Source organism: Paractinoplanes tereljensis (assembly GCF_016862435.1).
Classification (GTDB): Bacteria; Actinomycetota; Actinomycetes; order Mycobacteriales; family Micromonosporaceae; genus Actinoplanes; species Actinoplanes tereljensis.
On record NZ_BOMY01000041.1, the window covers coordinates 337,800 to 355,563 of the forward strand.

The following is a 17,764-nucleotide window of genomic DNA, read 5'->3' on the forward strand; positions in this document are numbered from 1 at the left end:
TCACAACCTAAGCTTGCAAGATTTCGAGAATGACAAACCCTTAACACGCCCTGTACCGGACGGTACGGTCCGGTCCATGACCTCAGGACAGCAGCGCGCCATCTACGAGCAACTGCTCGCCAACCGGAACGCACCCTTCATCCAGCAGCGGCCCGCGATGTTCAGCCCCGCCGCAGCAGCCCAGGACGCCGCGAACCCAGCCGGCACCTACGGCCTGTTCGCCCAGCTGATGCTGCCGCTGCACTACACCGACTGGGCCGACGAGACCGCCGCCCACGTCACGTCCTGCTACCTCGGTGACTGGACACCGCTCAACAAGATCCTGATTCGCGGTCCGCAGGCACTCGCGTTCCTCAGCACCCTCAGCCCGGCGAACCTCAGCGACTTCGCACTCGGCCAGATCAAGCACCACGTGCAGCTCGACGACAATGGCTTCGTCGCCTCCGAAGGCGTGCTCTGCCGCCTCGGTGAGGAAGAGTTCCTGTACACCGCCGGCAGCGGCGACTGGTTGGCCTGGCAGTTCAGCAAGGGCACCTGGAACGCCGAGATCAGCGACATCAGCCCCGACCGGTTCATCTTCGGCGTCCAAGGCCCGCAATCGCTGCACGTCCTCGAGAAGGCCACCGGTCAGAGCCTGCGCGACATCGCCTTCAACCACAGCCGCCCCGCCGAACTCGACGGCATCCCGCTCCGCGTCCTGCGCACCGGGATCTCCGGCGAACTCGGTTACGAGCTACACGGCGCCGCCGAACACGCCAGCACCATCTGGTCGGCGGTCGCCGAGGCCGGCGCCGGCTTCGGTCTCCGACTGCTGGGCTTCGGATCGCAGTCCGTGCAACACATCGAGGCCGGCATCGCCACCAACGGGTTGGACTACATGCCCGCCGCGGGCATCACCCCCGGGGCACCTACCCAGTTCCGGCACCGCCCCATCGGTGGCAGCTTCGTCCCGGCGGCGTTCACCGACTACTTCCGCAAACCCGGCGAACTCGGATGGGGCCCGCGCAAAGCCGTCCCCGCACATGACTTCATCGGCCGCGACGCCTTCGCCGCCGACCTCGCCGCGGCCCACGCCGGCGAGCTGCGCACTCTTGCCGGCCTGCGTTGGAACGACGACGACGTCACCGCCGTCTTCGCCTCCCTGTTCGGCGCCTCGCCGGCCGAACAGATGCAGCTCCCCCGCTTCAACGGCCCGGCGTTCGACCAGATCCTGGTCGACGGACAGCAAGCCGGGGTATCCACGGGCCGCGCCATGAGCATCAACGTGCACGGAACGATCTCACTCGGCGTAATCGCCCCCCGCTACGCCACCCCCGGGACCGAGGTAACCATCCTGTGGGGCCGACCCGGCACCCCCCAACGCGAGATCCGCGCCACCGTCACCACGCTCCCGTTCAAACCTGACCACCGCCGCACCGACGTCACTCACCTTTGACCGTCAGTTCGAGGCCCGTCGCCCCGCCGGCCAAAGAGGATGGTGAGTTCCCTGTCAGTACGCGCCTTCCCCGTGCAGTACCGCCAGCAGTTCCCTGTGCAGGCCGGGAGCCGCGGCCAGGATGTCGGTGCAACCGGGCTTCCAGGACTCGCCGAGCAGATCGGTGACCACGCCGCCCGCCTCGGTGACGAGCAGGACACCCGCGGCCACCCCGATCAGGTCGCACTCGTACTGCCAATACGCGTCGACATGACCTCCGGCGAGATCGAGCAACGGGAACGTGCTGGGCACCGTGGAACGGATGAACAGAACCTTGTCCAGCAGGGCCGCCACGGCGTCGCCGAAGCGCCGGTTCTGAGTGCGGGGCTGGGTCATCGTGACGATCGCCGCGTCAACATCCGTCTTCACCGACACCGCGAGAGGTTCACCGTTGCGGAAAGCACCCGCGCCCCGCACCGCGGTCCAGGTCCGGTCACCGACCGGCTGGTGGACGACCGCGAGCACCGGCACGTTGTCCGTGATCAGGGTGACGGTCACCGCCCACTGGTCCATGCCGTGCACGTAGTTGACGGCACCCTCGGTCGGGTCGACAGCCCACCACTCACCAGGCGGGAGTGCTGTCATGATTGATCCGCGTGCAATTGATCTTTGAGCAGGTTGCGGCGGGTCCGTCACGCCAAAGACTTCGGCCTCAGCGGCACACCGTGCCGAGGGTGAGGCCCAGGCAGCAGCCGACCGTGGTGGCGGCCAGCACCGCGGCGGCGGCCCGGCCGGCGACCTCGGCCGGGCGGCGCCGCCGCCAGGTGAACGGGAGGGCCTGTTCCAGCACGACCAGGGCCACCCAGCCGAGCAGGACCAAGGGGAATCGCAGGTCCCAGGCCGGGTCGGCGAAGGCGCTGGCGTTGCCGCTCGCACCGTAGTTGGAGCAGTCCTGCTGGCTGACGACCGGCTGCAGAGCGACCGTCAGCACCGCTACCAGGACACCCCCGCCCAGCAGCGCCCAGAAACCGGCCAAGCGTGTCACTGCGACTCCCCCGATGATCAACTCTGGCGGTTGCGCAGGCAATACAAGCACCCGAGATCAAGCGCTACTCGGTGCGCAGGGCCACCGCCGTTCGGGTTCGGGCGGCCCAACCCGCCGGCAGCAGGGCTCCGCCGGCCGCCAGGAACAGGCCGGCCAGGGCCAGGATGGCCAGCAGGCCCACGGCGTACACGTCGATTGTGGATTCGGGCAGGCGGATGCCTGCGCCTTCGGCCATGGCCGGAACGGCCCAGTGGTGCACCAGGTAGCCGGCGGGGACGCCGGCTAGGCCGCCGATCAGGCCGGGGATTCCGACCGAGGCGATGACCATCGCGGCGGTCTGCTTCGGGGTCATTCCCAGAGACTTGTGTACGCCGATGTCGTGCACCCGATCGCGCGAGTCGAGGACTACCGCGTTCAGGATGCCCAGCGCGGCCACCGACACCAGCAGGGCCGTCAGCAGAGCCGTCAGCGAGTCCAGGATGACCAGCGTTCCGTCCGCGCCCTCGGCCTTGGTGGCCTCGGCGCTCAGGTGCTTGCTCTCCAGAGCCTGCAGGTACGCGGTGCGGTCGGTGCCGGGGGTCAGCTTGACGTACCACTCGAAGGTCTGGTCCTTCTGGTTGGGCAGGCTGGCCGCGTCGGTGTAGAGGTGGTTGTTGGCGCTGCCGTCGAACACCTCGCCTACCAGGGTGAGCGGGCCGTGGCCGGCGCCGGTGACCGTGTCTCCCACGTGCTTGCCGGTGGCGGTCAGGAAGCCGGTGGTGACTACGGCCTCGCCGGGGGCGGTGTACCAGCGGCCGGCGAGCATGTCGTAACCGGCGGCCCGGGCGTCGCCGACGGTGATGTTGCCCCGGGCGGCCTGGCGCAGCCCGTCCACCGTCACGTCGGCCGGGCCCCGGCCGTAGTAGCTTCCGGTTCCGGCCGTGGCGTCCAGGACCACGCGCGGGTCGCTGCCGTCCATCGGCGGCAGGACCAGCACGTCGGCCGAGGTCTCGGGTTTCTGGTCGGCCGCCTGGACCAGGCGCAGCGAGCTGGCCAGGCCGATGGCGAACGTCGCCGCCGCCGTGCCGAGCGCGACCGTCAGCAGCATGACCAGCAGCCGGGCCGGTCGGGTGAACGGCTGGGCCAGGCCGATGCTGAGCGACCTCGGCAGCCCGGACCGGGCGGCCAGGCGGGCGGCCAGGCGGCCACGGCCGCTCTGCGGGGTACGGCCCACGGCCAGCGCGTCGACCGTGCGCAGCCGGGCCGCCCGCCACGCGGCGGGGGCCGCCGTCGCGCCGATCACCAGCACCGCGGCGACGATCGCGGCGGCATCCACCCACGGGGTGACCGACATCGGGACGGTGCCGAACAGGTCGGCTACGTCGGCCGTCAGCGGGATCGCGAGCAGGTCGCCGGCGACGATACCGAGAGCCGCGCCGATCAGGCCGGGGATCAGGGCCTGGGCCAGGCAGGCCCGCACCACCTGGGCGGGAGTCAGGCCGAGCGCCTTCATCACCCCGATCCGGCGGGTGGCCGAGGCGATCGTCCCGGCGGTGACGTTGCCGATCACCAGGGCGGCCAGGGCCAGGCCGATCAGCCCGAACGCGCTCAGCAGCGGCACGAACAGCTGGGTACGGTGGGCGGCGTCGGCCCGGACGCCCAGCCAGGACTGGGTCTGCACGCCCGCGCCCAGAGCCGTCTGGTGTGCGGTCATCGCCGTCTCGGAACCGGCGTCGGCGTACCGGTAAAGCATCTGCCAGCCGGTCTGGCCCAGCGCGGCGACCCCCTCGGGGGTCATCCAGCCCTGCGCGGTCTGGCTGATCGACCGGGCCTCACCGACGACCTTGAGCGTGGATCCGTTGGTGAGGGTCAGGGCGGTTCCGGCGGGAAGCCGCAGATTGGTACGGACGATCACGATCTCGTCGGTGGCCCGGGGCCAGTGGCCGGACAGCAGGGTGGCCTTGTCGATCGCGTCGTTGCCCGGGGTGGCCCGGCCGGCCACCTGCATCGGCGGAAGCGTGGGGCCGCGGCCGGGGCCGTCGTCGAGCTTCGTCTCGACCGTGGTCACCGGGAACGGGCCGACCGCCTGCTGGGCCTGCGACGCGGTCGCCGCGGCCTGGTCCTTGGTGGTCTTGGCGGCGTCGAAGTACGCGGTCAGGTGGGCGCCGTGCTGCTTGGCGAACGCGTTGGCGAACGGGGCCGACGACGCGGCCAGCAGCAGGCCGGCCAGGACGGTCGCGGTCACGGCCATCGCGGTGGCCGCGACGATCACGATGGTGGCGACGCGGCGCCGCTGGGCTCCGCGCACGACGGTCCGGATCGCGCTCATCAGGACGCCACCTGACCGTCGATGAGGCGTACGGTCCGGGTCGCGACCGCGGCCGCGAGGACCTCGTCGTGGGTGACCATGACGATGGTCTGGCCTTCGGCGTGCAGGTCGATCAGGAGTTTGCGCACCTCCGCGCCGGACGCGGTGTCCAGCGCGCCGGTCGGCTCGTCGGCGAGCAGCAGGGGTGGCTTGTTCATCAGTGCCCGGGCGACCGCGACCCGCTGCCGCTCCCCGCCGGAGAGCCGGCCGGGGTAGGCGTCGGCGTGCCGGTCGATGCCGAGCGTCTCGAGCAGTTGCTGGGCGCGCCGGCGGGACCCGGCCGACTTGCCGGCGATCTGCGCGGGCAGCAGCACGTTGTCGGTGACGGTCAGGTCGTCGAGCAGGTTGAAGAACTGGAAGACCAGGCCGACGGTGGCCCGGCGGTAGCGGGCGGCGGCGGCCTCGCTCAGCCGGTCCACCCGGGTGCCGCCGACCGTGACCGTGCCCTCGGTGGGCCGGTCCAGGCCGGCGATCAGGTTGAGCAGGGTCGACTTGCCACTGCCGGACGGGCCGAGCAGGGCCAGGCACTCCCCCTCGGCGACGTGCAGGCTCAGGTGGTCCAGGGCGGCCTGGTCGCTCTCGTACCGGCGGCTCACATCTACGACATCAATCATGGTTGGGGACGCTAGGGACGCCGGGGCACCGCGGTCGTCGGCCGGGAGAACCCCTTCGGCGGCCGGGGTCATCCTTGCGGCGTAGTCCAGCGATGGATGCGTACGGCTGGGCCGCCCGTACAGAATGGGCCGGTGACCGCGTTCCTCAGGGCACTGCGCCGCCGATCGGGGCCGCAGCCGCGGATGACCCGCCGCAACTGGGCCTTCGACGGGCTGCTGGTTGCGGTGTTCGTCCTGGTAGCGCTCAGCGGCACCGACATCACCGACCACCTGTTCGACACCACGAACGACGCGGTGGCGGTGCAGGTACCCAACCTCCCGGATCTCCCGGATCTCCCGGAGGCGGCGGAACCAGCCGAACCGGCGGAACCGGCGAATCTCCCGGATGGCTTCCACCCGCCGGTGATGCCCGATCCGCAGGGGCCGGGCTTCATCGCGATCGCCGCGATCCTTCCGCTGGTCTTCCGGCGCCGCTATCCGCTGACCACCATGATCGGCATTCTCGGCATCACGGTGCTGTCGCTGCACGGGGTGGAACCGAGCACCGACATCCTCCGGGTCTCGTTCTACGCCTGCGTGATCGCCGGTTACAGCGCCGCGGCGTACAGTCCCTATCGCTTGTGGGCCTTGGGTTCGCTGCCGTTGGCAGCCTTGTTGTTCAGTTCCTTTCCCGACCTGGCCGTGCCGATCGTGCCGGTGGCCTGGGTGCCGTTCCTGGTGTTGCTGCCGATCGGGCTGGCCGTCAACGGCATGCGCACCTGGCGCGAGCGGGCCGACCGGCTGCGTTTCGAACGGGCCGACGCGCTGCGCGAAGCCACCCGCGAGGAACGCGCCCGGATCGCCCGCGAGCTGCACGACATCGTCACCCACAACGTGTCGATGATGGTCATCCAGGCCGGGGCCGCCCGCAAGGTCCTCGACAACTCCCCCGAGGCCGCCCGCGATGCTCTGCTCGCGGTCGAGGAGGGCGGCCGGGCGGCGCTCGGTGAGCTGCGCGGGGTGATGGGGCTGCTGGCCGCGGCCGAGGAGGACGCCCTCGATCCGCAGCCCGGCCTGGCCCAGCTACCGCCGCTGATCGACCGGGTGCGCGACGCCGGCATCGAGGTCACCGTGACCACCAGCGGCGACCGGGTCCCGCTGCCGGCCGGCCTGGAGCTGGCCGCCTACCGGGTCGTGCAGGAAGCCCTCACCAACACCGTGAAGCACGCGTCCGGGGCGAGCGCGACGGTCGACGTCGTCTACACGCCGGACGAGCTGTGCATCACGGTGACCGACACCGGCGGCCGGCCGACCCCCGAGGCCGCCGCATCGACGGGACGCGGCCTGGCCGGGCTGCGTGAGAGACTCGCCGTCTACGGCGGCACGCTGCAGGCCGCCGCCCGGCTCACCGGCGGTTACCGCGTGCAGGCTCAACTCCCCCTGGAGACCAGATGACCCTGCGGGTGGTGATCGCCGACGATCAGGCGCTCGTGCGAGCCGGCTTCCGCATGATCCTCACCGCCGACGGCATCGACGTGGTCGGCGAGGCGGAGAACGGCGCCGAGGCGATCGAGGCGGTCCGGCGCACCCGGCCCGACGTGGTGCTGATGGACATCCGGATGCCCACGGTGGACGGCATCGAGGCCACCCGCCGCATCCTGGTCGGCGACGCCCCGCCGCGGGTCATCATGCTCACCACGTTCGACCTGGACAACTACGTCTACGCGGCGCTCGGCCTGGGCGCCAGCGGCTTCCTGCTCAAGGACGTCACCCCGGAATACCTGGTGGCGGCGATCCGGATCGTCCGGGACGGCGACGCGCTGCTCGCCCCGAGCATCACCCGCCGGCTGGTCGAACGGTTCACCACGCCGGAACCCCGCGAGTCGCCGCTGCACCGCGATCTGGCCGCGCTGACGCCCCGGGAACGCGAGGTGATGACCCTTGTCGCGCAGGGGCTGAGCAACGTGGAGATCGCCGGCCGGCTCTTCCTGTCCGAGGCGACAGTGAAGACCCACGTGGCCCGGGTACTGGCCAAACTCGGCCTCCGCGACCGGGTGCAGGCGGTGGTGGTCGCTTACGAGAGCCGCCTGGTCACGCCATCCTGAGGGCCGACGTCTGCCGGGTCAGCAGGCCGGACACGCCGTCCGCGGTCATCGGCTCGGCCAGGTGGAAGCCCTGGCCGACGGTGTAACCGAGCTCGCGGAGCACGGCCACCTGCTCGGCGCTCTCCACCCCCTCGGCGACGGTGTCCAGGCCGAACGCCCGGGCCAGCTGGAGCACCGCGCGGGCTACCGCCTGCCGGGCGTCGGCCGCCGCCGGCTGGCCGTCGTCGATCTCGATGCCGTCCACGAACGACTTGTCCAGCTTGATGATCGCGGCCGGGAAGGCCCGGAGCAGGCTCAGCGACGACTCGCCGGTGCCGAAGTCGTCCAGGGCGAGCCGGATGCCCATCCGGTCCAGGTCGTACAGCGCGCGGGAGACCTGCTGGCCGCGCAGCACCGCCGACTCGGTCACCTCGAGCACCAGCCGCTCGCAGGGCAGCCCGCTCTCGGCCAGCGCGTTTGTCACGTCGGCCACGAAGTCGGGGTCGTGCAGCTGCCGGGCCGACACGTTCAGGCCGGCCTCCTTCAGCGCGTCCGGGCCGAACTCGGCCAGCCAGGCCGCCGCCTGCCGGCAGGTCTCGTGCAGGACGAACCGGCCCAGCGGCACGATCAGGCCGGTCCGCTCGGCGGCCGGGATGAACTCGGCCGGGGCGACGACACCGCGGGTCGGGTGATGCCAGCGGATCAGGGCCTCCACCCCGATCAGCCGGTTGTCCTCCAGCCGCATGATCGGCTGGTAGACCACCCGGAACTCGTCGTTGTCCAGGGCCCGCCGCAGCTCGCCGCCGAGCTGCATGTGGGCCAGCACCGGCTCGCGCATGCCGTCCGCGTACCGCACGAAGCCGGCCTTGCCGCGCTGCTTGGCCGAGTACATCGCGACGTCGGCGTTCAGCAGCACCGAGTCGACGGTGGCCCCGGGCCCGGCGACCGCGATCCCGATGCTGGCCTGCACCAGCAGGCGGTGCTCGCTGATCGGGCTGGTGAACGCGGTCAGCAGCCGCCCGGCCAGCGCGTCCGGGTCGGCGCCGGGCTCGGTGAGCAGCACCGCGAACTCGTCGCCGCCGACCCGCACCGGCAGGGCGTCCGGCCCGGCCTCGGTGCGCAGCAGCCGCGCGACCGAGACCAGCAGGCGGTCGCCGACCCCGTGGCCGAGCAGGTCGTTGACGGTCTTGAAATCGTCCAGGTCGACAAGCAGCACCGCCGCCGGGCCGGGGCCGGCCAGCGCGGCGGCGAGGCGGTCCCGGAACAGCGCCCGGTTGGCCAGCCCGGTCAGGCCGTCGTGGCTGACCTCGTACTGCAGCCGCTTCTCCTGGACCCGGGTGTTGGCCAGCAGCTTGGCGTTCTCCCGGTACGTGATGAACTGCCGGACGGTGACCAGCGCGGTCACCGACACCGTGCCGATCAGGGCCACCCGGACCGGCCAGCCCAGCGGGGCGCCGAACGCGATGGCGATCAGTGGCAGGTCGACCGCCACCACGGCCAGGTAGGGCAACAGGACGCCGGTGCGGACGGGGTCGCGGCGCAGCCCCCGGTCGGCCCGGTTCTGGATCGCCACCCCGAGGGTGATCAGTATCGGGGCCAGCGGCATCACGATCGCCTGGGCCGGGATGGTGGCGGCGAATCCGTACCGCACCGCGAGCACGGCGACCGCCCCGGCCGGGATCCCGCCGCTGGCCGCGACCAGCCGCATCGCCAGCCGGTCGACCGGGCCACTCACCACGTACGACACCTTGGTCGCGGCGCCGGCGGCGGCCAGGAAACCCAGCCCGACCAGCGCTGTCGCCTGCAGACTCCACGGTTCGCGGGCGGAGAGCATCGGTGCCAGCCCGACGTACCACAACACGGCCGCGCTGCCGAGGAACGCGATCGTCCGGTCCAGCGCCACCCGCCACCGCTCGACCCCGTCGGTGGGGGCGACCGGCACCCGGGCCAGTGCCCAGATGGCGATCAGGAACCCGACCGCGACCAGGGCCGCCGCCGGTATCGGCATGCTGCGGGTGCGGGCCTGGGAGGCGTGGGCCAGCATGTCCACGGCCAGCCAGGCGTAGCCGGCCGTCATCACGCCGACGCTGAGCAGGGTCGCCCGCCAGAACCGCCGGGCCACCGGGTCCACGCCGAGGCCGCCGCGGGCCATCTGCTGGACGGCCCCGGCGGCGAGGGCGCCGCCGATCGGGACGAAGACGTACGCGAACGCCTCGGTCCCGGCGCCGGTGGTCAGATAGACCACGCACCATCCGATGCCGAGCGCGGCAACGACCACGGTGGCCTGCACGTACCACCGGGCGGTCCGATCCGTCCGTGTCACGGCCCCGACACTATCGACCTTGGAATGGAGCTGATCTCCCCCGAACGGGCGCCCTAATTCAGCCGGAGCGCCGCCGTCATCCGTGAACGGAACTCGTCCAGGGTGAGAACCGACGTGTTCGTCTCCTCGACAGGGAAGATCGAGATGCCGGCGTCGTCGTCCTTGAGCTGCGGCAACCACTCGGTCAGGAACACGTCCACCGCGATCCGGATGGCGTGCTCGCCGTCGACCTCACCCTCGTTCTCCAGCCGGGCCACCGTCGCATAGGGCCAGATCGGCAACAGAGTGTTCCGCCGGGCGTCCTCGGTGAACAGGATCTCCTCCTCGTCCCCCCAGACCCACAACGCGCCCTGGTCGGCGAGAACCTCGAAAGTTCGGGCCACCCGGGCATCATCGGCCAGGCCACGAAGGCGTTCCGCCTCCCGGCGCGAGATGTCGTCCGGTGCCACTGAACCTCCATTGTCCGAATCGCCAGTTTCCGACGTGATGGTATCCGTCCCCGAAGGTGCATCCACCGACCGGCCCCGCAACGAACAACGATGAGAACCTGTCTGCGAAGGAGGTCGATGGACTCCGACGGCGAGCTCGCCGAACGCTTACGCGACGGCGACGAGAAGGCCCTTCGGGAGGCGTACGACCAGCATGGCGCGACCGTGTTCTACCTGGCCCAGCGGGTGCTGGGCAACCGGGCCGACGCGGAGGACGTCACCCAGCTGACCTTCGTCGCGGCCTGGACCGGGCGCGCCGGCTTCGACCCGCAGCGCGGCACGATGCTGGGCTGGCTGCTCGGCATCGCGAAGCGCAAGGCCGTCGACCGGCTGCGGTCGGCCGCGCGCGACAGACGGGTGGCCGAGACGGTCAGCGCCCAGGCACCGGCGCCGGACGAGACCGAGCCCCCGGAACGGATCATCGACCGGCTGATCATCGCCGACGAGCTCAGCCGGCTGCCGGCCGAGCAGCGCCGCACCCTGGAGCTGGCGTTCTTCGACGACCTCACGCATCCCCAGATAGCGGCGGTCACCGGGCTGCCGCTCGGCACGGTCAAGAGCCATATCCGGCGTGGGATGGCTAACCTGCGACGTCGATGGGAGGTGGACGGTGCGGCATTTGGATCCCGATCGGCTGGCGCTTCTCGCGCTCGCTGAACCGCTTGATTCCTTCGAGGCCGGCCACCTGGCCGAGTGCCCCGGCTGCCGGCACGACCTCGACGCGCTGCGGCATGTCGCCGAACTCGGCGCCGAAGGACCGGACCTCGACCGGCTGCCCGCCCCACCGGCCCGGGTGTGGGAGGGCATCGAAGCGGCCCTCGACCCCCCGGAACGGCGCGGCCGTCGATCACACTGGCTGCTGGCCGCGGCCGCCGTCGTGGTCCTGGCGGTGGCCGGCACCGTCGTACTCAACCGGATCGTGCGCGCTCCGGCCGAGACGGTGACCGCGCGGGCCACGCTGAAACCGCTGGCCACGGTGCCGGCCGACGCGAACGGCACGGTACGGGTGCTGTCCGGCGGCGAGATGCGGGTGGACGTCCGCAACCTGCCGCTGACCAGCGGTTTCCACGAGGTGTGGCTGATCGACCCGGATCATCCCACCAAGATGATCGCGATCGGCAACCTGACCGACCGGCCGGACGCGACCCTGCCGGTGCCGCCCGGCGTCGACATGAACCGGTACCGGCTGGTCGACATCAGCGACGAACCGCACGACGGCGACGCCGCCCACTCCGGCCACAGCCTGCTCCGCGGAACCCTCACGTCCTGAGTGCATCCAGCAAAGGCGATGCGATCGAAGTACGGGGTGGTGGCACCGACGCCACCACCCCGTACCCGAAAGGACACGCAACGATGAGGTTCACCCGAACCGTCGCCGTCACGGCCACCGCTGTGGTGCTCTCCGCCCTGGCCGCATCGCCGGCCGACGCACATACCAGGTCGCTGGGCACCCGGTCGCTGGCCGCGGTGCTCACCGCGCACGGCACCGGCTTCGACCACAACGGGCGCGATTACGACATCCTCACCGCCGCGGTGCTCGCCGTGCTCAAGGCCAAGCCGGCCAGCCCGGTCGGCGTCCTCACCGACGGCAAGACGGCGCTGACCGCGTTCCTGCCGAACGACCGCGCGTTCGAGACCCTGGTCGCCGACATTCAGCACACCCGCCGACTGCCCGGCGAGAAGGCCGCCTTCACCGCGGTGGCCGGCCTGGGCATCGACACCGTCGAATCGGTGCTGCTCTACCACGTCGTGCCGGGCGCCACCGTGACCCGGGCCGCGGCGTTGAAGTCCGACAACGCCCGCCTCACCACGGCCGCAAAATCCACCATCAAGGTAGATGTGTACGGCTACCGTCACCGGCGAATCCAGCTGATCGACGCCGACACCAGCGACCGTAACCCGCGGGTCGTCGTCTTCAACATCAACAAGGGCAACAAGCAGATCGCGCACGGCATCGACCGGGTGCTGCGCCCGATCGACCTGCCCTAACCCTTTTGGCCGCGATCTAGGACGTCGCGTCGGCCACGATCGCACGTGCCTCGGCCTCGTCGGCCGGGGCGACCAGCACGCTCACGCCTTCCAGCTGGAAGGAGCCGATCTCACCGCCGGCATCGTCGGCCGTCACCCGGGCCTCGATGCCGGCGCTTCGCAACAGGCCGGCCACGATGTCACCCTCGGCCCGGCTCGACACGCTGGCCACGGGCACCGTCTGATTCGTCACGCGACCACCGTACTCGTCTCGCGGTGGTAGGTCTTGTTGGCGATCCGCCAGCGTTTGTCGATCCGGATCAGTAGGAACGTGTCGGTGAACGTGTCCGCGCCGTGGCGGAGCGTCATCGACGCGGTCGCGATGGTGCCGTGCACGTCGACGGCGTCGATCCGGCGGGTGCGCGCCGGTTCGTCGGCGGCCGGGCGGCCCGGGAAGAGGCCGCAGTACTCATCCAGGTCCCAGGACACGAAGACGCCGTCCCGGAGTCCTTCGATGTGGGCGGTGGGCAGGAAGGCGTCCCGGAAGTGAGCGGGGTCGCCGGTGGCGTGGCCACGGATGTAGGCGCGCAGAGGTTCGAGCACGGCCTCGATGACCTGGTGGCAGGCCTCGCCGTCGAACAACGCCAGGAGTACGACGTCGGCCTCGGCCACCGCGTCGCCGGGGTGACCACCCCCGGACCGCGTCCAGCCGGCCACCTCCCGGTCACGCTCCGCGAGTCGGGTCACCATCGCGGTTCCCATCCGGCCCAATCCGAGTGCGGCGATCCTCATGGCTCCCACTGTGCGAGCCCCGCCGGGATGCGACAAGCGCAGATCGAGCATCGCAGCCATGCGTGATGTGCATACTTCCGGTCATGGAATTGGTCGCGTGGCGGACGTTCGTGACGGCCTGCCGGCTCGGGTCGCTGTCGGCGGCCGCCACCGAACTCGGCTACACCCAGTCGGCCGTCTCCCGGCAGATCGCCGGCCTGGAACGCAGCCTGGGCACGCCGCTGGTGCAACGGCACGGGCGCGGCGTACGGCCGACACCCGCCGGCGAGGTGTTCCACCAGCACGCCGTGATCGCGCTCAAGGAGGTCGACCGCGCGGTCCGCGCCGTCCAGGAGCCCCGGCAACGTCCGCTGGCGGTCGGCGCGACCTCGTCGCTGGCGGCCGGCCTCGTGCCCGCGGCGATCCGCCGCCTGCTGGACCGCACGGACCCGTTCCGCTGGACCCTGTCCCCCGGCCCGAGCGCCCAGCTGCACGACCGGGTGATCGCCGGCGACCTGGACGTCGCCTTGGTCACCGACGCGCCACCGGGCTTGCCCAACGACCCGCGCGTTGACCGGCGCTTCCTGGGCCTGGACGAGATGGTGGTGGTGCTGCCCATCGGCCATCCGCAGGCCGGCCCCGCCCCGGTGGACATCCGGGCGCTGGCCGACCAGACCTGGGCCGAGGACAACGACGGCTCGGCCACGCTGCTGCGCCAGCACGCCGCCCGCGCCGGGGTAACCGCGCGCATCGACCTGACCGCGGCCGACCTGCCCGGCAAGATCGCGCTGGTAGCCACCGGGCACGCCATCGCCCTGATTCCCGGCGTGCTGACGTCCGCGCTACGAGCCGACGTAACCACCGTGCCCCTGGTGGACCCGCCGACCCGCGGCATCTACACGATCACCCCACGTCGCTCCCCGCACCCGTCGGCGAACCCTCTGTTCGACGAGCTGGCGACCGCCTTCACGCCGCGTCCACAGTAGAGTGGCGTCGTGGGAGAGGTCTCGATCCGTTTTCTCGAGGGAGATGCCGACGCCGGCGCCCTGCGCACCCTTTACGAAAAGGTGATCGCGCCAAGCTTCCTGCCCGCGGAACGCGAGCCCATCGAGAAGCTGAGCCGAGTCCTGCGCGCCGACGAGCTGCGCGGGGCGATAGCGGTGACCCCCGACGGAGAGCCGGTCGGCGCCCTGTTCCTGGAGTGGTTCCCCGACATCCGGGCCGCCCTGCTCTGCTACTTCTCCATCCGGCCCGACCTGCGCGGCCAGGGCATCGGCCGCCGCCTGGTATCGGTAGCCGCCCCACACTGGCGCGAAACGCTGAAGCCCCTCGTGGTCTTCGCCGAAGCCGAGGACCCCACCGCCCCCACCGAGGTCCCCGCCACCGCCGACTACGGCGACGACACCGCCCGGCTACGGCTGTACGCCGGCTTCGGAGCCCGCCGCCTGCCGCTGCCCTACCTGATGCCCGAGCTGTCCCCGGGCGAGGGCCGCCTACCAGGCCTGCTGCTACTGGTGATCGAGTCCGACAAGGCGGTAAGCCCCACCCCCGACCAGATCGAGAGCAAACTCGTCGAAGGCTTCCTGACCCGCTACTTCACCCGCCTGGAGGGCACCAACCCTCCCGACGACGACCGGCTGACCCGCCTGCTCACCGACTGCCGCCGCACGGACTTCCTGCCGCTGCTGAACCTTTCAGCCGCCCGCGAGGAAGACCTGGCGTAGTTCCTCGGTTGCCGCGCCGGTCGGCCGGGGCTGAGGTGCGGCGGTATCGACCGCTTCGACGGCTTCCTCGGGATGGATGCGTGCCGGTAGCTTGCCGAAGCGCGTGGCCCGATCGCGCGCACTCTCCAGGTCAGCGATCTGCTTGTCCATGCAGCCATGCTCGCACGCGGACGCCCTGGACGGGCGGCCTTAGGGTGGCTCTATGGCGGCGACGATGTCCTGGCTCAACGAGCCTCCGCACTGGTCCGAGCAGGACGGCGTCATCCGGGTTCGCACCGGGCTGAAGACCGACTTCTGGCGGCGGACGTTCTACGGCTACGTCACCGACAACGGGCATTTCTACCGGCAGCCGGTCAGTGGGGACTTCACGGCCGAGGTCACGGTGTCGGCCGGGCACTCGGCGCTGTTCGACCAGGCTGGGCTGATGCTTCGGGCCGACGAGCGCACCTGGCTCAAGACCGGGCTCGAGGTCACCTCCGGGGCCGTGCAGCTGAGCACCGTGCTCACCAGGGATTACTCCGACCTGTCGGTGCAGGCGGTGCCGGATTACGACGGTGAGATACGGCTCCGGCTGACCCGGTTCGGGTCGGCGGTGTGCGTGCACCGCGGCGACCAGAACGGCTCGTGGCAGCTGGTTCGGCTCGGGCATCTGGACCTGCTGGAGACGGTTGACGTCGGGGTCATGTGCTGTTCGCCGGAGCGGGAAGGGCTCGAGGTCACCTTCCGGGACTTCCGGATCGGGGAGCCGATCCCGCGCGAGGGTCTTGAGTCACCGTAAGAGAGAAGTAAGAGGCCCCGTGTAGGTTGGCGTCCCGTGGGTGATCCTTTGCGCTTGACCGATCCTCGGTTCGTCGGGCCCTACCGGACCGTGGCGCGGCTCGGTGAAGGTGGCATGGGCTCGGTGTTTCTGGCCGAGGCGCCCAGTGGGCGGCTGGTCGCGGTCAAGGTCATCCGGGCCGAGTTCGCGCACGAGGAGCAGTTCCGGGCTCGCTTTCGCAGTGAGGTCAGCCGGGCCCGGGAGGTTCCGCCGTTCTGCACCGCCGAGGTGCTCGACGCCGACCCGGACCACGCCACCCCCTATCTCGTGGTGGAGTACGTGGACGGGCCCAGCCTCAGTGAGGTCGTCGCGGAGAGTGGGCCGCTGTCCGGCGGCAGCCTGCACGGGGTGGCCGTCGGGGTAGCGGCGGCGCTCGCGGCGATCCACGGGGTCGGGGTCATCCACCGGGACCTGAAGCCGCGCAACGTGCTGTTCGCGCTGGGTACCCCGAAGGTGATCGACTTCGGCATCGCCCGGCCGCTCGAGCCGACAAGCTTCCACACCCGGGCCGAGGAGGTGGTCGGCACACTGGCGTACATGGCTCCGGAACGGCTCGATCCGGAGACCGATCGCCTGGTCACCCCGGCCGCCGACGTGTTCGCCTGGGCCGCGGTGGTGACCTATGCGGGCACTGGCCGTACCCCCTTCGGCGGTGACAGCCCGGCGGTGACCGCGGCCCGGATTCTCACCCAGCCACCCCGGGTCGTCGGCCTGCCGCCCTACCTCACCGAGCTGGTCATCTCGGCGCTGGCGAAGGAGCCGGCCGACCGCCCGACCGCGCCGGAGCTGCTCGATCGCCTGCTGGTGTCGGGCGCGCCGAGCGCGCCTCCGCTGCCGCCGGAGCTGCGGCGCGACGCCGAGGCGGCGCAGCAGTCCGGCCGCTATCAGACCGGCGGTCACCGGCCCCGGCCCGCACGGCGCGCGATCACCATCGCGGCCGCCGCGGTGGTCACTCTCGCAGCCGCGACCACGGCCGGCGTCGTTCTGCAGACCCAGAGCCAGACCCAGGAGGGTACGCACGGAGCAGGTGCAGCAGCCACGGCGAAGCCGGTCACCGGTCCCGCCATGTTCGATTCGCTGCGCAGTGAAACGCTCTTCGTCGCGAGCAGCGACGAGTCGGGCACCTGCGGCTACCGGCGCGGCCTGCGGGTGACGGCGAAGGCGTCGGCCACCGAGATGTGCGGCGATTACCTGGACACCGTGTTCCCGACCAGCCAGAACATCAGCGTCCGGGCGACCGCGGCCAACGCCGACTCGTGCCCGGCGATCTGGTTCCGCGCCTCGGCCCGCCAGGACAACCGGGAGAACTACCTGGCCGACTTCTACCGGGTCGCCGTCTGCCCCGGCGAGGTGAGCCTGACCAGCTCGATCGGCGGCGCCGAGAACGTCATCGCCACCGCGAAGCGATCCACCGCCACCGGCGCCGGGCACACCGTCCAGCTGGTCGCCGACGAGGGCGAGGCCACCGTCTCGGTCGACGGCGCCGAGGCGCTGCGCGGCCGGCTCACCGAGTCCTCGCTGGTCAGCGGCCGGGTGCTGGTGGGCGCGGTGGCCGGCGCGGGCGGCCGGGCCGACGTGACGTTCACCGACCTCAGGCTGCGCTCGGGCACCGATCCGGCCGTGCCGGCGACACCCGCGTTCACCACCGGCGACGCCCGGTTCACCGCCGGGCAGTGGATGCTCAGCGACCGCGAGAAGGTCGCCATCCTGGAGCCGACCGAGTACCTCAGCGGCGCGGAGTACTGCCGCCGCTTCCCGCCGGACGACACCTCGCCGAACTGCACGAAGAAGTACGTTCCGGTGCCGAACGCGGTGAAGGTCAGCCTGCCGGTGGCCACCGGCATCACCTATCTGGATTACCGGAAAGACCCGAAGAAGTGTACGGATCCGGCGACCCACGCCGGCACCTGCCGGGTCGCCTTCGACGCCTTCACCACCAACTCCGGCGGCGACGGCTCGCCGACCGAACCGCTGCTGGTGACGATCCGGGCCGGAAAGATCGTCACCGCCGCCCGGCTCAACCTGGAATGACGCCCCGGGGCGGCTGGAGCACGCAGAACTCGTTGCCGTCCGGGTCGGCGAGCACGTGCCAGACCCAGCCGTGCTCGTCGAGCGGCTCGGTGGTGACCCGGCGGGCACCCAGCGCCACCACCCGGGCGCTTGTCATGGCAGCACGCTACCGGCTGACTA

At 71.3% G+C, this 17,764-nt stretch carries 20 protein-coding genes; 10 read left to right on the plus strand and 10 right to left on the minus strand.

All coding sequences use genetic code 11. The features are described from left to right. Window positions 1-76 precede the first annotated feature (76 nt). Complete coding sequence (locus tag Ate02nite_RS32045) at window positions 77-1,435, plus strand: aminomethyl transferase family protein (RefSeq protein WP_203811585.1); 1,359 nt, start codon at window positions 77-79, stop codon at window positions 1,433-1,435. A gap of 54 nt (window positions 1,436-1,489) precedes the next feature. Here the strand turns inward: Ate02nite_RS32045 and Ate02nite_RS32050 are convergent, their stop codons facing one another. The 4 genes from Ate02nite_RS32050 to Ate02nite_RS32065 all read right to left on the minus strand — a co-directional run bounded on the left by Ate02nite_RS32050 (window position 1,490) and on the right by Ate02nite_RS32065 (window position 5,420). Further along, the gene (locus Ate02nite_RS32050) at window positions 1,490-2,059 is read right to left on the minus strand and encodes an inositol monophosphatase family protein (RefSeq protein ID WP_203811586.1); all 570 of its coding nucleotides are present in this window, start codon (window positions 2,057-2,059) and stop codon (window positions 1,490-1,492) included. 67 nt (window positions 2,060-2,126) lie between these two features. Beyond that, window positions 2,127-2,459 (minus strand): hypothetical protein, encoded by a 333-nt coding sequence (locus Ate02nite_RS32055; RefSeq protein ID WP_239147847.1) that lies wholly within the window; start codon window positions 2,457-2,459, stop codon window positions 2,127-2,129. Window positions 2,460-2,523: 64 nt separating this feature from the next. Then, window positions 2,524-4,767, minus strand: a complete 2,244-nt coding sequence (locus Ate02nite_RS32060) for an ABC transporter permease (RefSeq protein WP_203811588.1) — start codon at window positions 4,765-4,767, stop codon at window positions 2,524-2,526. Then, a complete protein-coding gene (locus Ate02nite_RS32065) occupies window positions 4,767-5,420 on the minus strand; it encodes an ABC transporter ATP-binding protein (protein WP_203811589.1) in 654 nt (217 codons plus the stop codon). The genes Ate02nite_RS32060 and Ate02nite_RS32065 overlap by 1 nt, the downstream gene beginning before the upstream one ends. 132 nt (window positions 5,421-5,552) lie before the next feature. On the opposite strand from Ate02nite_RS32065, the gene Ate02nite_RS32070 reads away from it, so the two are divergent. Both Ate02nite_RS32070 and Ate02nite_RS32075 read left to right on the plus strand, forming a co-directional pair. Further along, on the plus strand, window positions 5,553-6,854 hold the full coding sequence (locus Ate02nite_RS32070; protein ID WP_239147848.1) for a sensor histidine kinase: 1,302 nt from the start codon (window positions 5,553-5,555) through the stop codon (window positions 6,852-6,854). Further along, entirely contained in the window at window positions 6,851-7,504 is a 654-nt protein-coding gene (locus Ate02nite_RS32075) for a response regulator (protein ID WP_203811591.1), read from the plus strand. Before Ate02nite_RS32070 ends, Ate02nite_RS32075 begins: the two co-directional genes overlap by 4 nt. Here the strand turns inward: Ate02nite_RS32075 and Ate02nite_RS32080 are convergent. Beyond that, window positions 7,491-9,806 (minus strand): putative bifunctional diguanylate cyclase/phosphodiesterase, encoded by a 2,316-nt coding sequence (locus tag Ate02nite_RS32080; protein WP_203811592.1) that lies wholly within the window; start codon window positions 9,804-9,806, stop codon window positions 7,491-7,493. The two genes, Ate02nite_RS32075 and Ate02nite_RS32080, sit on opposite strands and share 14 nt — an antisense overlap. 53 nt (window positions 9,807-9,859) lie before the next feature. Further along, window positions 9,860-10,255 (minus strand): DUF2750 domain-containing protein, encoded by a 396-nt coding sequence (locus Ate02nite_RS32085; protein WP_203811593.1) that lies wholly within the window; start codon window positions 10,253-10,255, stop codon window positions 9,860-9,862. 117 nt (window positions 10,256-10,372) lie between these two features. Between Ate02nite_RS32085 and Ate02nite_RS32090 the strand changes: the two genes are divergently transcribed. The 3 genes from Ate02nite_RS32090 to Ate02nite_RS32100 all read left to right on the plus strand — a co-directional run bounded on the left by Ate02nite_RS32090 (window position 10,373) and on the right by Ate02nite_RS32100 (window position 12,283). Then, entirely contained in the window at window positions 10,373-10,951 is a 579-nt protein-coding gene (locus Ate02nite_RS32090; RefSeq protein ID WP_203811594.1) for an RNA polymerase sigma factor, read from the plus strand. Next, the gene (locus Ate02nite_RS32095) at window positions 10,905-11,564 is read left to right on the plus strand and encodes an anti-sigma factor (protein WP_203811595.1); all 660 of its coding nucleotides are present in this window, start codon (window positions 10,905-10,907) and stop codon (window positions 11,562-11,564) included. Before Ate02nite_RS32090 ends, Ate02nite_RS32095 begins: the two co-directional genes overlap by 47 nt. Window positions 11,565-11,647: 83 nt before the next feature. Continuing rightward, window positions 11,648-12,283 carry a fasciclin domain-containing protein gene (locus tag Ate02nite_RS32100; protein WP_203811596.1) on the plus strand — a complete coding sequence of 212 codons (636 nt, stop codon included), beginning with the start codon at window positions 11,648-11,650 and terminating at the stop codon, window positions 12,281-12,283. Window positions 12,284-12,299: 16 nt separating this feature from the next. Here the strand turns inward: Ate02nite_RS32100 and Ate02nite_RS32105 are convergent, their stop codons facing one another. Both Ate02nite_RS32105 and Ate02nite_RS32110 read right to left on the minus strand, forming a co-directional pair. Then, window positions 12,300-12,515, minus strand: a complete 216-nt coding sequence (locus tag Ate02nite_RS32105) for a putative signal transducing protein (protein WP_203811597.1) — start codon at window positions 12,513-12,515, stop codon at window positions 12,300-12,302. Continuing rightward, on the minus strand, window positions 12,512-13,054 hold the full coding sequence (locus Ate02nite_RS32110; protein WP_203811598.1) for a nuclear transport factor 2 family protein: 543 nt from the start codon (window positions 13,052-13,054) through the stop codon (window positions 12,512-12,514). Before Ate02nite_RS32110 ends, Ate02nite_RS32105 begins: the two co-directional genes overlap by 4 nt. 83 nt (window positions 13,055-13,137) lie before the next feature. On the opposite strand from Ate02nite_RS32110, the gene Ate02nite_RS32115 reads away from it, so the two are divergent. Next, window positions 13,138-14,019 carry a LysR family transcriptional regulator gene (locus Ate02nite_RS32115; RefSeq protein ID WP_203811599.1) on the plus strand — a complete coding sequence of 294 codons (882 nt, stop codon included), beginning with the start codon at window positions 13,138-13,140 and terminating at the stop codon, window positions 14,017-14,019. Window positions 14,020-14,028: 9 nt separating this feature from the next. After that, window positions 14,029-14,757 carry a GNAT family N-acetyltransferase gene (locus Ate02nite_RS32120; RefSeq protein WP_203811600.1) on the plus strand — a complete coding sequence of 243 codons (729 nt, stop codon included), beginning with the start codon at window positions 14,029-14,031 and terminating at the stop codon, window positions 14,755-14,757. Here the strand turns inward: Ate02nite_RS32120 and Ate02nite_RS32125 are convergent. Beyond that, the gene (locus tag Ate02nite_RS32125) at window positions 14,728-14,907 is read right to left on the minus strand and encodes a hypothetical protein (protein WP_203811601.1); all 180 of its coding nucleotides are present in this window, start codon (window positions 14,905-14,907) and stop codon (window positions 14,728-14,730) included. The genes Ate02nite_RS32120 and Ate02nite_RS32125 overlap by 30 nt on opposite strands. A 52-nt stretch (window positions 14,908-14,959) precedes the next feature. Here Ate02nite_RS32125 and Ate02nite_RS32130 point away from each other — a divergent pair, with 52 nt between their 5' ends. After that, window positions 14,960-15,535: a DUF1349 domain-containing protein gene (locus tag Ate02nite_RS32130; protein WP_203811602.1), complete on the plus strand. Its 576-nt coding sequence runs from the start codon at window positions 14,960-14,962 to the stop codon at window positions 15,533-15,535. A gap of 54 nt (window positions 15,536-15,589) precedes the next feature. Then, window positions 15,590-17,605 carry a serine/threonine-protein kinase gene (locus Ate02nite_RS32135; RefSeq protein ID WP_239147849.1) on the plus strand — a complete coding sequence of 672 codons (2,016 nt, stop codon included), beginning with the start codon at window positions 15,590-15,592 and terminating at the stop codon, window positions 17,603-17,605. On the opposite strand, the gene Ate02nite_RS32140 is transcribed toward Ate02nite_RS32135, so the two are convergent. Beyond that, window positions 17,592-17,741, minus strand: a complete 150-nt coding sequence (locus tag Ate02nite_RS32140) for a VOC family protein (RefSeq protein ID WP_438871276.1) — start codon at window positions 17,739-17,741, stop codon at window positions 17,592-17,594. The genes Ate02nite_RS32135 and Ate02nite_RS32140 overlap by 14 nt on opposite strands. Between the last annotated feature and the right edge of the window lie 23 nt (window positions 17,742-17,764).